Raw genomic sequence first — 13475 nt, 5'->3', positions numbered from 1 at the left:
TCGGGCAACGGATAATGCATCCTATCATCAAACTGGTTTCCCAGCGCCTCGCGCTGGGGCTCCTATTGCTGCTCGGCGCTTCGGCTCTGATTTTTGGCCTGACCGAAGCCCTTCCCGGAGACGCCGCGCAAGCCGTCCTGGGGCAGTCCGCAACCCCTGAGGCCCTTGCCAACCTAAGAGAAGAGATGGGCCTGAACCGCCCTGCACTAACCCGCTATTTCGAGTGGTTGGGTGGCATCGCGCAAGGCGACCTGGGGCAATCCCTCACCAATAAACTTGATATCTCCGAGAGCATCGGAAAACGCCTGGGCAATACGTTGTTCCTTGCTTGCGTTGCTGCGATCGTTTCCGTTCCGCTGGCGATTTTCCTGGGCCTTCTGGCTGTTCGGTTCCGCAATCGCTGGCCCGACAAGCTGATCTCGGCGATCACGCTGACGACAGTTTCAATTCCCGAGTTTCTGATCGGCTACGTGGTGATCTACTTTATCTCGGTTAAACTGGGCTGGTTCTCATCCCTGGCGATGATCAACGATTCCATGACCTTCGGGCAGAAGCTGAATGCAATCGCTCTACCGGCTTTCGTTCTGACATTGGTGGTTCTGGCGCAAATGATGCGCATGACCCGCGCGGCCATTCTGAACCTCATGCAATCGGCCTATATCGAAACCGCCGAGCTAAAGGGCCTGAGCACCTTTCAGGTGATTGCACGCCATGCATTCCCCAATGCGATTTCCCCGATCGTGAACGTTGTGATGCTGAACCTGGCCTATCTGGTTGTCGGCGTCGTCGTGGTCGAGGTTGTATTCGTCTATCCCGGCATGGGGCAGTATCTGGTGGATGCGGTGACCAAACGTGACGTGCCCGTCGTGTTGGCCTGTGGCGTCGTATTCGCGGCCGTCTATATCGGCCTGAATATGGTTGCCGATATCGTGTCGATCCTTGCCAACCCAAGACTGAGGCACCCGAAATGATAAAGAATATTCCTCTTTCGGCACTGATTGGCCTCTTGTTCACTGGCGCCTATTTCTTTGTGGCCATCGCGGCCCCTCTAATTGCGCCCTACGGAATGGCAGAAGTTGTCGGCGATGTGTGGGAGCCTGCCAGCGCCGAGCATCTGCTGGGTACGGACAATATCGGGCGGGACCTACTGACCCGCATGATCTATGGCGGGCGCACGACGATCTTCATCGCCGCCGCAGCCACCTTGCTCAGCTTTCTGACCGGTACATCTCTGGGTTTGCTGGCCGCCGTTCTGGGCGGATGGGCGGATCAGGCACTCAGCCGGACTGTTGACCTGATCATGTCGATCCCGACCCTCATCCTGGCGCTGGTTATTCTGGCCATCGTTCCGGTGACCGTTCCGATCCTGATCCTTGTGATGGGCCTGCTGGACGCAACCCGCCCCTATCGACTGTCGCGCTCGGTCGCGGTCGACATCAACGTGATGGATTACGTTGAAGCCGCGAAACTGCGCGGTGAAGGGCGCGCATGGGTTATCTTCCGGGAAATCCTGCCCAATGCTCTGTCACCGCTGGTGGCCGAGTTCGGTCTGCGGTTCATCTTCATGGTTCTGTTCATCTCGACCTTGTCCTTCTTGGGTCTGGGCGTGCAACCGCCGCTAGCGGACTGGGGCGGCATCGTGAAGGAAAACAAGGACGGTATCGTCTATGGCATCGGTGCTGCCCTGTGGCCCGCCGTCGCCATCGCGACGCTGGCCATCTCGGTCAACCTTGTGGCTGACTGGGTTCTGAACCGCACCACATCGCTGAAAGGAGGCCGGGGATGAGCGACGATATCCTTCTCAAGGTCCGCGACCTCAAGATCGGCGCGACCGTCTATCCGCCGGGCGAAAAGCCCCATGACATCGAAATCGTGCATGGGGTCAGCTTTGACCTTGAACGCGGCAAGGTGCTGGGGCTAATCGGCGAATCCGGTGCCGGTAAATCCACCATCGGCCTGGCCTCGATGGCCTATGGCCGGGGTGGCGTGAAGATCACCGGCGGCGAGGTCTGGGTAAACGGGCGCGATATCCTCAAGACATCTCACGGGGATATCCGCAAGCTGCGTGGGGGTGAGGTCACCTATGTGTCCCAATCCGCTGCCGCGTCGTTCAACCCTGCCAAAAGGATCATGGATCAGGTCGTCGAAGCGGCGGTCGAGCAGAAGAAATTCACCCGCAAACAGGCCGAGGCCCGTGCGCGTGAACTCTTCGCCAAGCTGGGCCTGCCCGATCCGGACAATATCGGCAGTCGCTACCCGCACCAGGTTTCCGGTGGTCAGCTGCAACGCTGCATGACCGCGCTGGCCCTGTGTCCGGAACCTGATCTGGTGGTATTCGACGAACCCACCACGGCCTTGGATGTGACCACCCAGATCGACGTTCTGATGGCCATCAAGGAAGCCATTGCAGATACCGGCGTTGCTGCGCTGTATATCACCCACGACCTTGCGGTTGTGGCGCAGGTCAGCGACGACATCATGGTTCTGCGGATGGGCGACACGGTCGAATACGGCAATACCGATCAGATCATCAACAACCCGCAGGAAGACTATACCAAGGCTCTGGTCTCGGTCCGGTCTATCGAACACGAAGAGAAGAAGCCGACCTCTGAGCCGGTTCTTCAGGTCGACGGTATTACCGCACGCTACAAGGGTCTGAACTTTGACGTTCTGCACAACGTCAATGTAGAGCTTCATCCGGGGCAGACTTTGGCGGTTGTGGGCGAATCCGGCTCGGGCAAGTCCACATTGGCGCGTGTGATCACCGGCCTGCTGCCTGCACGTGAGGGTGAGATCACCTTCAACGGGCGCAAGCTCAGCTCGGATCTGAAGGGGCGCACGCGCGAAGACCTGCGAGAGCTGCAGATGATCTATCAGATGGCAGACACGGCGATGAACCCGCGTCAGACCGTCGGCACGATCATCGGCCGCCCGTTGGAGTTCTACTTCAACATGCGCGGGGCCGAGAAACGCAAACGCGTTGTCGAGCTGCTGGATGAGATCGAACTGGGCGAAAAGTTCATCGATCGCTACCCGGCGGAGCTGTCCGGCGGGCAGAAACAGCGTGTCTGTATCGCGCGGTCACTGGCGGCCAAGCCTAAGATGATCATCTGTGATGAGGTCACCTCGGCCCTTGATCCGCTCGTAGCTGACGGCATCCTGAAGCTGCTGCTGGACCTGCAGAAGATCGAGGATGTGGCTTACCTGTTCATCACCCATGATCTGGCTACGGTCCGAGCGATCAGCGACAGCATCGCGGTGATGTATCAGGGTCGCGTCGCGCGCTATGGCTCGAAATCTCAGGTGCTTAGCCCGCCATTCGACGACTACACTGACCTGCTGCTCAGTTCGGTCCCCGAGATGGAACTTGGCTGGCTGGAAAAAGTCGTTGCAAACCGCAAGATGGAGGCGGCAGGGAACTAATCCCTGCCCCGATCAAAGCTATGAAACCCCGGCACTTGTCACAAACAGGTGTCGGGATTTTGCTATTCGGGGCGGGAATAGGCAGCCCTAGTGCAACGAATCTTCTAGGGTCGCCCGAAACACTCTCGAAAAGGGTCAGAACATGGACCGCAAACTCCTCCTCATCATTCTGGACGGCGTCCCGTGGCGCAACTTCCGTCGGTTGTTCGGCAACCTCGAAGGCTGGGCCGATAGTGGTGAGGCCCGCGTGTGGAAACTCCGCTCGGTCCTGCCGTCGACCTCGGCCAGTTGCTATGCCTCGATCCACACCGGTGTGACCCCGCAGGAACATGGCTGCACCGGAAACGGAAATGTCTTCCGCCTAAGCCACAAGGACGTTTTCAGTCAGGTCCGCGAGGCCGGGGGCGTGACCGGAGCCGTCACGCATAGCTATTGGTCGCAATTCTTTAACCGCCATCCGTTCGACTATGTGCGCGACGTGGAATATGACGAGCCGGAGAGTAAGACCATCAACCATGGCCGGTTTCACAGCATGACCGGCTATGGCAAGGCCAACCAGATGACGCCCTGCGACGTCGATCTATTTGCCACCCTGACGAACCTGTGCCTGCGCCATGGGCTGGACTACGGCATCCTGCACACCTGCACCTTGGACAGCATGGGTCATCGCTTCTTCCACGATTGCGAGGAAATGGACCACGCCTGCTTCGTGATGGATGAGATGCTGGCACCCTTCATCCCGAACTGGCGCAAACTGGGCTATGAGGTCATCGTCACCGCCGATCACGGGCAGGACGAACGCGGTCACCACGGCGGGCGCAGCCCGTTGCAACAGGAAACCGCGCTCTACTACTTTGGCGACGCAGAAGGCCCAGAGGCCGATACCGTGATCGACCAGCTACAGCTTGCCCCCACCATCCTGACCCGAATGGGCGCGCCGCTTGCGGACACGATGAAGGCCAAGCCCTTCCTGAGCTGATCAAAGCACTTCGCTGCCACATACGGCGGCAGGAATGTCCTGAACTTGGCAGGGCATTCCTGTTCTAATCTGGAACCCAGATGGATTAGTCGTAGGACCAGATCCCCTGCCCTAGCGCCTCAATGGCGATGGAAATCCGTTCGAAACTATCTGCGGCGCGCTTGACCGAGGTACGGGCGCGCAGATAGCCGTGGACAAGGCCGGGTTCGTTGATCCACTCGGCGCGGCCTCCAGCAGATTGGATCGCCGCACAATAATCTGATCCATCATCCCTGAGAGGGTCGCAATCGGCGGTGATGACAACGGTCGGTGGCAAGCTCGAGAAGTCGGTGTCCTGAAGCGGGGCAAAGGTTGGATCACCGCTCGAGGCTGGTCCCCCGCATCTGACGGTTTCGTAGAACTTAATATCCTCAAGCGTCAGCAACGGGGCATGAGCGTGTTCGATATACGAGCCTTTGGACGTATCACCGCCCAGCCCGGGGTAGATCAGGACCTGCCCCAAGATGTTCTCTAGCCGTCCCCGCGCGTAGTGAGCGACAGTTGCAGCCAGATTACCCCCTGCACTGTCACCAGCCAGGATCATCGGGTCGCCAAACTCTTCCGCTGCCCAGTTTACGGCAGTCCAACAATCCTGAAACTGGGCCGGATGCACGTTTTCGGGGCACAGGCGATAGTCGACTGCGACAATCCGATATCCGGTCTGTGCGCAAATCTCGGCGCAGACATCATCGTGGCTATCCAGCCCGCCGACGACGAAACCGCCGCCATGGAAATAGACGACGGTTCGTGTCGGTTGACCTGCGGTATAAAGGCGGACCGGCACGCCATTGGCGGACAGGTCCTGCACCGCCACCCCTTCGGGTCGCGGCTGGCGAAAATCCTGACACATCTTGTCATAAACCTTGCGCTGGTCTTCGATTGACAGATCCACCGCATCGTCAGGATAGCTTTCAGCCGTGCGTCTTATGAACGCCCAAGTTTCCTCATCAATTAGACGTTCATAATCCATGTTCCCTCCCGGTTAGGCTGCCCACTCCCACGGCCGGGTATACGCGCCCAGCACTTTGCTGACATCGTCCTCGGATGTGCCGTTCGCGTCAAGCTGCGCGACCAGGCCACGCTTCTTGTCGTCGATGACCGAGACGACACGGGCATCAACGCCAGCTTGCTCAAGCGCGCCATTGTAGATCCGGGTGATCGCGTGCTTGCGCAGATCAGGTTTGAACACCTTACCAACCGCGGTCTTGGGCAATTCGGTCAGAATTGTCATGTGCTTGGGCTGAGCCGCGCGTTCATGAACATGGACCTTACAGAACTCCATCAACGCCTCTTCGGTCACCGAAGCTCCCTCCACCAGTTCTACGAATGCGCAAGGCACCTCACCGGAATGGGCGTCGGGCTGACCAATGGCACCTGCGAAGGCCACGGCCTCATGCCCTAGCAGGGCCTCTTCGATCTCGGCAGGATCAATATTATGTCCGCCACGAATGATCAGGTCCTTGGCACGGCCAGTGATCCAGAGGTACCCGTCCTCATCAAAGCGACCCAGATCGCCTGTGCGCAGATACTTGTCATAGTGGTACAGGTTCTCGTTCTTGTCGGTTTCGGTATAGGTATTGCCTGCAAAGACACCTGGGTTAGAAACGCAGATCTCTCCAATCTCATCCACCGCGCATTCCTTGGGGCCGTCCGGGCCGTCCTGCAGGATTTTGACATCTGTGTATGGGAAGGGAATCCCGATCGAGCCGATCTTTTTCTCACCATCCACCGGGTTGCACGAGACAAGGCAGGTGGCCTCGGTCAGGCCGTAGCCTTCGACGATAGTCACGCCTGTTGCCTCTTCGAACCGACGGAACAATTCGACCGGCAGCGGGGCTGAGCCGGAGAACGCCGTTTTCACCGAGGAAATATCAGCATCCACGGGTCGTTGCATCTTGGCCGAGATCGCGGTGGGCACGGTGATGATGAAACTGACCTTCCAACGTTCGATCAGCTTCCAGAAATTGTCGAACACGCCATCACCGCGATATCCCTGAGGTGTCGGGAAAATCACATGCGCGCCCGAGGACACAGCCGCCATCCAGATCACATGCACGGCAAAGACGTGGAACATCGGCAGCGGGCACATAATGACGTCGTTTTCGTCAAACAACAGCGTATTGCCCAGCCAGCCATTGTAGATCAGGCCCGAATATTTGTGCTGCGCCACCTTCGGCATGCCAGTCGTGCCGCCTGTGTGGAAGTAGCAGGCCACCCGGTCCTCGGTGCTATCTGCAAAGGTCAGAGTCGTGGGCTGCTTGGCCAATTCCTGATTGAAGTTCTTATAGTCCGCATGCGCGAGCTTTGCCTTGTCGCCCATTTTTGGCCGCAGGAACGGGACGATCCAGGATTTCGGCGGTGTCAGATAGCGGTTCAGGTCAATCTCGAGAATGGTGTTGACCTTGGGCGCATGGCGCACGGCCTCTTCCACCTTCTGCGCCACATCCGTTTTCGGGAAGGACTTGAGCGTGACGACAACCTTGGCACCTGTCTCGCGCAGAATGGCGGCGATCTGCTCTGGCTCGAGCAGCGGGTTGATCGGGTTCACGATGCCAGCGACTGCTCCGCCCATCAGGGTCACCAGCGTCTCGTTACAATTTGGCAGGATATAGGCCACCACGTCACTTTCGCCGATCCCGAGCGAACGGAACAGGTTGGCCGCCTGATTGACCTGCCCCAGAAGGTTGGACCATGTCAGCGTCTCGGCCTTGTCGTTCGGACCTGAAAACAGCTGAAAACTGACCGCATTGTGGTTTGGAAATTTCTCTGCCGTGCGCGATAGCAGCTGGTGGAACGTCACCGGCAGGTCGCGGTCCTCCCACGTCATTTCCTGTTCAATACGCGCTTTGTCTTCCTTGCCAACAAAGGCCATGTGGCTCCTCCCCGTGTTTTATTCTCCCGCGCGCCACACGCGGAGTGATCTTGACACAGATGGGATCACAACCTTGGCGGCGCAAGCAAGGGCTTAGCGAGGGAAAAGTCGAAAATGTAGAATGACGCTACGGCGAAACGGCGATTGCCGGAGCGTCACTTTATTCAGCAGCGACGCCGTCAGTGAACTGAAGACGGGCCAAACGGGCGTAAAGCCCATCTTGCGCCACCAGATCGTCATGCGTGCCTTGGGCGACAATGCGACCGGCCTCCAGCACCACAATGCGGTCCGCCTTTTTCACGGTTGCTAGCCGGTGTGCCACGATCAGGGTCGTGCGTCCGGCGCGCATCTGATCCACCGCGCCCTGCACGGCCCGCTCGCTTTCCGCATCCAGCGCCGAGGTCGCCTCGTCCAGCAACAGAACAGGCGCATCCCGCAAAATGGCGCGGGCAATGGCGATCCGCTGTTTCTGCCCGCCGGACAGCATTACACCCCGTTCACCAACGAAACTGTCATAGCCTTCAGGCAGTGCCGCGATGAAGTCATGCGCGGCAGCGGCGCGCGCGGCGGCTTCGACCTCCGCGTCCGAGGCATCCAGACGGCCAAAGCGGATATTATCACGAGCCGAGGCGGCAAAAATAACCGGATCCTGCGGGACCAGCGCCATATGCTGGCGGAAATCTGCCCGGTTCAGGTTTTGCAGATCCATCCCATCCAGCATCACGCGCCCCGAGTTCGGGTCGTAGAACCGCTGGAGCAACTGAACCACAGTTGTTTTTCCCGCGCCCGAGGGGCCAACGAAGGCAACCGTCTCGCCGGGATTGACCTGCAGGCTGAGCTTGTCCAGCGCCACCACATCGGGCCGCGCAGGATAGCGGAAGGTGACCTCTTCGAACTTGATCTCGCCGCGTACTGGTTGCGTCAGCGGATTTGCCTGAGACGGGTCGATCACTGTGTCTTCAGCATTCAACAGCTCAACCAACCGTTCAGTGGCCCCTGCAGCGCGCTGAAGCTCGCTCCAGATCTCGGACAGGGCAGCAACAGAGCCTGCCATGATGACCGAGTAGATGACGAACTGGATCAGAACCCCTTCGGTCATGACCCCGTTGCGCACGTCATTGGCTCCCATCCACAGCACTCCAACGATGCCTGAGAAGACCAGAAAGATCACGATGACCGTCAGAATGGCCCGCGTCTGGATGCGGCGTAGCGACACGACATATGAGGTCTCAGTCATGTCGCCGAACTGCTGGCGGCTTGCGCGTTCATGGGTAAAGGCCTGCACGGTCTGTACCGCCCCCAGAGCTTCACCCGCGTTGCCCGATGAGGCCGCGATCCAGTCCTGATTCTCGCGGCTGATGGCGCGCAGTCTGCGCCCCAGCAACAGGATTGGCACCACAACGACGGGGATCAGCAGCAGAACCAGCGCTGTCAGCTTGGCCGAGGTCAACAGCATCAACACCAACCCTCCGACAAACATCAGCAGGTTGCGCAGGGCAATCGAAACAGATGACCCGATCACCGATTGAATCAGCGTCGTGTCGGTAGTGATCCGGCTGAGGACCTCTCCGGTCATGATGCGTTCGTAGAACTCGGGGCTCATGCCAATCACACGGTCAAAGACGGCCTTGCGGATATCGGCGACCACACGTTCGCCCAGACGGGTAACAAGCGCGTAGCGGATGCCTGTGCCCACGGCCAGAATACCGGCAATGCCGAGCGCGGCCAGGAAGTACCAATCCAGCAGCTCTCCGTCCTGAATGCGGAAATTGTCCACCACACGGCGTACCGCCAAAGGCAAGGTCAGCGTCATGCCAGCCGTCAGGACCAGCGCCAGTGTCGCCCCCAGCATCAGCAGGCGATACGGCTTCATAAAAGGCCAAAGCGACGCCAAGACGCCCAGCTTTTTGGAGCCTGCTCTTTCTTCGCTGGCGCCCGGCGCGGATGCGGTGGTCGTGCTGGCTGTCTGTCTCGCCATGTGCGGCCCTTATGTGTTCACTTTGTCTTCACTGCGGAGTTGCTGTTTCTTGGCGATACTGGCCCGCAGGGTCAAGAAGCCGTGCGCAAAATGCCCTGAGGACCGGGCCATTTGACGCAGAGATGTGGGGCTGAGTTGGAGCGGGTAGACGGAATCGAACCGACATAGCCTGCTTGGAAGGCAGGGGCTTTACCATTAAGCTATACCCGCTCAATGTTTCGCCTTCCTATGTGATGGCTAAGTGGGCGTCAAGAGCGAACCATCACTTGGGCAAATTGACCCGAAAGAAAGGGTTTTTCGTAGTTTGTGAGGAAGGCGTGAGCAAAGGCGTTCTGTTTGATATCGCAGGTGTTCTGTATCAGGGCGATAAGCCACTGGCGGGTGCTGTGGAGGCGGTTTCAACCATTCGCGACACAGGACTTCCGGTTCGCTTTCTAACGAATTCAACCCGACGACCGAAGCGTGTTATTCTGGATAAGCTACAAGGCTTCGGAATAGACGCAGGTCCTAAAGAAATCCTGACACCCGCTGCGGCAGTGTGTGCCTGGCTAGAGGAAAACGGTCTTGCGCCACATCTGCTGATCCATCCGGATCTGGAAGAGGATTTTGCAGTGTGCTCGAAATCTGGCCCCAAAGCGGTCGTGGTTGGTGATGCGGGCCGCTATTTTACGTATGAACGATTGAACGCAGCCTTTCGCCTGATCCAAGACGGGGCTCCCTTCCTTGCATTGGCCTCAAACAGAGTGTTTCGTGACGCAGACGGCGAATTGAGTCTGGATGCCGGCGCTTTCGTCCGGGCGCTTGAATACTCGAGCGGAACAAATGCTCTTCTATTTGGAAAGCCATCACCAGCGTTTTTCCACTCTGCCGCGCAAAGCATGGGGCTGGAGCCTGCTGAGGTAACAATGATTGGCGATGATGCCGACAGCGATATCGCGGGCGCTTTGAAGGCGGGTTTAGGCGCGGCCATACTGGTCCGAACCGGAAAATACCAAACTGGCGACGAGGCGCGCTATGAACCGAGACCCACTGCAACCGCAGGGGGTGTCCGTGCCGCGGTGGAACTTGTCAAACGAGGGGGCAATTGAGAGCGCCCGAAGGAGCATTGCACCGACGGGAACCGGCACTCACAAACAGACAAGGTCAGTGCGACAAACTTCGGCCCGAACAAGCTTTGATTTCAAACTTGGGTTGGCACACGACCTGCGGCAGGTCAGAACAGTCGAGCAAAATGAGGGCTTCTGCAAGTTCCGCCAGGGGTAAAAGAGGACACTGAAGTTTTAAGCGGACGGCACTTGGCAGACCTTCGAAACGAGACTTTGCAAACCCAGAGGTTCGCGGCCCTACTTTCATCAAACTCTAATTTGCAACTCCACTAGATTTCTGTAAGCGCCTCAGCGATTTTGTCTGCGAGCACTTCAGGCTGGTCAACGCTCGGCCAATGTGTGGCGTTTTCTAAGATGACATGGTTCATCTTGTTTTCTTCCAGCCAACGGACGGTGTCTTCGGGACAATTATCGGGATTGTACAAATATGTAACGTTAGCTGCGTGTTGCAAAACCTCACCTGGTACGTGATCTGATGAAAACTTCCGGGCGTCAATGCCGAGCTGCCAAAGCGCTGAAGGATCGGCCTTTGAGACTTCGTCGCGATATCTTCTTATGATCGGTTCAGACTTCGCCATTTCATCTAGCCGCCCCAGAAACGCTTTGCGAAACTCTGCCGGACTAGCGTAGTCGGCCGCTGTCCCGGAAAAATAGGCATCTGCGGCTGTAATGTTTCCTTCCAGAGAAACGATTTTAGTCAAAGGGCAGTCTGCCCGGCGGACGGCCAAGGAAGCTATGATCGAAGCAACTGAATGGGCGACGATAGTTTCGACCTCATACTTTGTTGCTTCATTTGACACGTATTGCGCGAGGGCTTCGAGTGTTGTTCCCTCCGCAAGAGGCGCAGCGCCAAATCCTGGAAGATTGATGGGCAACAAACGATGGCTGAAAGCAAGATGTGTCTCAGTCAATTCGTCAAACATGCTTCCATTGTCGCCGAAGCCGGCAACGAACAAAATGATCGGCCGATTGTCACGCACCCCTTTGAATTTTCTTGAGTGTTCGGCGCACATATCAATCTCCTGAACTCTGCGGGACGCGCAAAACAGGGCTCCAACGTGCAAGCTACTTTGTATAAAGAAGGCTGTTTGCGGTGTATCGGGAGCTTTCTGCAATTCCTATGGGAAGGACCTCAGCCGCAGTATTTTCGGACCTCGGTATCCCGAAGCCCCGTGGCTACAAGCATGCATCTGTTACGGGCTTCGTAGTAATAGCCGCGGGCATACCACATGACCGCTTCGGGCTCATTTCCATCCGAAACCATCCAGGCACCGCGAAGGTATTTCACGGCGTATGTCAGATTGGTCTGAGCGTCCAAGAGGTCGGAAGGCTGTCCACGAAATCCCATCTGGCGCGCTGTGGCAGGTAGAATCTGCATCAGCCCGTAGTAGGGGCCATTTCGGGCACTGGGGCGGTAATCACTTTCTCGTTGGATCACTCGGTGTACAAGGCTTCGCGGCACACCGTTTGCGTCCGCAGTTTCATTGATCATCACTCGTAGCTCAGGGGTCTCACCGGGATAAAGCCGGGTTAATGGCTCTGCGGGTTGATTGCTACAAGCGGCAAGAAATAACACAGCAACAATGAACGTGTTTCGCATCAGAGTTCTCTTCCCATCAACTGTACGATTCATCAGCGCTCAACTGCGATTGAATTTCAATATCCCAGAAAACTGTTAAGCGACTTTTGGCCCGAATTGATTTGGCATCTAATATCGACGATGCACTCTCTTTTCAGTAACAATGTGCCTCTTTTTCTGACGCTCACGCAAAAATACAAACAGTCCTGACCCCAAGATCAGTGCGATACCAATGGCGACAGGCAGGTTTGGGAGCTCTCCCCAGATGACCCATCCCCAGAAAACGGCCATAGGAAGACCGACGTATTCAAATGGCGCCACTGTCGCCGCGTCTGCCATGCGGTAAGCCTGGCCGAGGCAATACCCGATGATTGCAGAATTGAATCCGAGCCCAATAAACAACCAGCGGTCAGTCCCTTCGGGCCAGACCCAGGCACGCAGCAAGAAGATCAAGCTTTCGTTTTCAAACGCGCTCGCAAAGCGCCCATCCCCTGCCACTGACCAGAACAACAGGCTGACAACGATAAAGCACGCCTGAATATAAACAGCCATTGCTGAGGCCTTGGACTTTGCACCCAAGAAACGAGTCATCACGTTGTTGAGGGCATAGGTGAACGCAGCAAGAACCGGAAGGGCATACATCAGCAGACCAACCTCACGCTCGCCGCCGGCCTCCCAGGGGCGGGTCATGATCACCACGCCCAAAAATCCCACAATCACGGCACCAATCCGCATCGGCCCAACTCTTTCGCCAAGCAATGGGATACTCAGCAAAGTGATCATCAAGGGAGCGACGAAGAAAACAGCCGTGGCTTCCGCCAGGGGCATTACCGCGAGGGCTGTAAAGAACGTCAGATTGGCTACCACAATCAACAGACCGCGCAGAAGGTGAAGACCTGGCTGATCGGTTTTCAGGATGCGCCAACCGCCCTCCATCTGGACTAGGGCAAAGCTAAATCCGATTCCGATCAATGATCTTGCAAACACCATCTGGTGCAAGGGGTAACCGCCAGACAGGAATTTAATCAGCATATCATTGATAGAAATCGCCAATATTCCGATCAGTACGAACGCAATACCAACTGTCGGGTTTTGTAATTTTTGTTTCGCTGTCATGGAGTGCCCTTTCATTGGGCCACTACCATGGGTCAGCCAATAGATCACGTCGCTTTGCGACACGGAAAGTCGCGCAGCCTTGTCCAACTTAGGTCTTGTGCGTAGCTTTTGGAGCCATGTGCAACCTCTACTCCAACACCATCCCGGTCACAGCGATGCGCCAACTGTTTGACGTGACCGTTGAACGTGACAGGCTGGGGAATGCGGAACCATTACCAGCCATCTATCCGAAGCACTTAGCCTCTGTGGTCAGGAAAGGCGACGAAGGTAAGCGTGAGCTGGTCTCGCTGATTTGGGGATTTCGTACGACAAAGAAGTCAAAGAAAACCGGTGCTATTATCCAACCGGGTGCCTGGAATAACGCACGTGATGACAAGGTGCGC

The 13475-nt window shown here is 57.2% G+C and carries 11 protein-coding genes, 1 tRNA gene and 1 pseudogene; 6 read left to right on the top strand and 7 right to left on the bottom strand.

Annotated elements, in window-relative coordinates; genetic code table 11:
* Positions 1-14 precede the first annotated feature (14 nt).
* From ACRZ95_RS09345 to ACRZ95_RS09330, 4 genes are all read left to right on the top strand, one after another.
* Positions 15-971, top strand: coding sequence for an ABC transporter permease (locus tag ACRZ95_RS09345; protein ID WP_170374804.1), 957 nt, complete (start codon positions 15-17; stop codon positions 969-971).
* Positions 971-1786 carry an ABC transporter permease gene (locus ACRZ95_RS09340; RefSeq protein WP_170375341.1) on the top strand — a complete coding sequence of 272 codons (816 nt, stop codon included), beginning with the start codon at positions 971-973 and terminating at the stop codon, positions 1784-1786. Before ACRZ95_RS09345 ends, ACRZ95_RS09340 begins: the two co-directional genes overlap by 1 nt.
* Positions 1783-3423, top strand: a complete 1641-nt coding sequence (locus tag ACRZ95_RS09335) for an ABC transporter ATP-binding protein (protein ID WP_170480338.1) — start codon at positions 1783-1785, stop codon at positions 3421-3423. The genes ACRZ95_RS09340 and ACRZ95_RS09335 overlap by 4 nt, the downstream gene beginning before the upstream one ends.
* A 142-nt stretch (positions 3424-3565) precedes the next feature.
* Complete coding sequence (locus tag ACRZ95_RS09330; RefSeq protein ID WP_170678281.1) at positions 3566-4402, top strand: alkaline phosphatase family protein; 837 nt, start codon at positions 3566-3568, stop codon at positions 4400-4402.
* A gap of 85 nt (positions 4403-4487) precedes the next feature.
* Here ACRZ95_RS09330 and ACRZ95_RS09325 read toward each other — a convergent pair whose 3' ends face one another.
* The 4 genes from ACRZ95_RS09325 to ACRZ95_RS09310 all read right to left on the bottom strand — a co-directional run bounded on the left by ACRZ95_RS09325 (position 4488) and on the right by ACRZ95_RS09310 (position 9501).
* Positions 4488-5411 carry an alpha/beta hydrolase gene (locus ACRZ95_RS09325; RefSeq protein ID WP_170678279.1) on the bottom strand — a complete coding sequence of 308 codons (924 nt, stop codon included), beginning with the start codon at positions 5409-5411 and terminating at the stop codon, positions 4488-4490.
* A 12-nt stretch (positions 5412-5423) separates the two neighbouring features.
* Positions 5424-7313, bottom strand: coding sequence for an acyl-CoA synthetase (locus ACRZ95_RS09320; protein ID WP_170678277.1), 1890 nt, complete (start codon positions 7311-7313; stop codon positions 5424-5426).
* Between the two features lie 160 nt (positions 7314-7473).
* On the bottom strand, positions 7474-9291 hold the full coding sequence (locus tag ACRZ95_RS09315) for an ABC transporter transmembrane domain-containing protein (RefSeq protein WP_170678275.1): 1818 nt from the start codon (positions 9289-9291) through the stop codon (positions 7474-7476).
* Positions 9292-9427: 136 nt separating this feature from the next.
* Positions 9428-9501: transfer RNA gene (locus ACRZ95_RS09310), tRNA-Gly, on the bottom strand.
* A 107-nt stretch (positions 9502-9608) separates the two neighbouring features.
* On the opposite strand from ACRZ95_RS09310, the gene ACRZ95_RS09305 reads away from it, so the two are divergent.
* On the top strand, positions 9609-10379 hold the full coding sequence (locus ACRZ95_RS09305) for a TIGR01458 family HAD-type hydrolase (protein ID WP_480554854.1): 771 nt from the start codon (positions 9609-9611) through the stop codon (positions 10377-10379).
* Positions 10380-10666: 287 nt separating this feature from the next.
* On the opposite strand, the gene ACRZ95_RS09300 is transcribed toward ACRZ95_RS09305, so the two are convergent.
* The 3 genes from ACRZ95_RS09300 to ACRZ95_RS09290 all read right to left on the bottom strand — a co-directional run bounded on the left by ACRZ95_RS09300 (position 10667) and on the right by ACRZ95_RS09290 (position 13092).
* Positions 10667-11410, bottom strand: coding sequence for an alpha/beta fold hydrolase (locus ACRZ95_RS09300; protein WP_170678271.1), 744 nt, complete (start codon positions 11408-11410; stop codon positions 10667-10669).
* Between the two features lie 119 nt (positions 11411-11529).
* Complete coding sequence (locus ACRZ95_RS09295) at positions 11530-11997, bottom strand: lytic transglycosylase domain-containing protein (RefSeq protein ID WP_170468631.1); 468 nt, start codon at positions 11995-11997, stop codon at positions 11530-11532.
* Positions 11998-12105: 108 nt separating this feature from the next.
* Positions 12106-13092 carry a DMT family transporter gene (locus ACRZ95_RS09290; protein WP_170678269.1) on the bottom strand — a complete coding sequence of 329 codons (987 nt, stop codon included), beginning with the start codon at positions 13090-13092 and terminating at the stop codon, positions 12106-12108.
* A 155-nt stretch (positions 13093-13247) separates the two neighbouring features.
* Between ACRZ95_RS09290 and ACRZ95_RS09285 the strand changes: the two are divergent.
* Positions 13248-13475: pseudogene (locus ACRZ95_RS09285) on the top strand (SOS response-associated peptidase); the annotation flags it as partial.

This window comes from Ruegeria sp. AI3, assembly GCF_056541245.1.
This window is presented reverse-complemented; position numbering and strand designations above follow the sequence as displayed.

Coding starts and splice junctions, on each gene's coding strand:
- ACRZ95_RS09345 (WP_170374804.1), top strand. CDS start 15: ATGCATCCTATCATCAAACTGGTTTCCCAGCGCCTCGCGCTGGGGCTC.
- ACRZ95_RS09335 (WP_170480338.1), top strand. CDS start 1,783: ATGAGCGACGATATCCTTCTCAAGGTCCGCGACCTCAAGATCGGCGCG.
- ACRZ95_RS09330 (WP_170678281.1), top strand. CDS start 3,566: ATGGACCGCAAACTCCTCCTCATCATTCTGGACGGCGTCCCGTGGCGC.
- ACRZ95_RS09325 (WP_170678279.1), bottom strand. CDS start 5,411: ATGGATTATGAACGTCTAATTGATGAGGAAACTTGGGCGTTCATAAGA.
- ACRZ95_RS09320 (WP_170678277.1), bottom strand. CDS start 7,313: ATGGCCTTTGTTGGCAAGGAAGACAAAGCGCGTATTGAACAGGAAATG.
- ACRZ95_RS09315 (WP_170678275.1), bottom strand. CDS start 9,291: ATGGCGAGACAGACAGCCAGCACGACCACCGCATCCGCGCCGGGCGCC.
- ACRZ95_RS09300 (WP_170678271.1), bottom strand. CDS start 11,410: ATGTGCGCCGAACACTCAAGAAAATTCAAAGGGGTGCGTGACAATCGG.
- ACRZ95_RS09295 (WP_170468631.1), bottom strand. CDS start 11,997: ATGCGAAACACGTTCATTGTTGCTGTGTTATTTCTTGCCGCTTGTAGC.
- ACRZ95_RS09290 (WP_170678269.1), bottom strand. CDS start 13,092: ATGACAGCGAAACAAAAATTACAAAACCCGACAGTTGGTATTGCGTTC.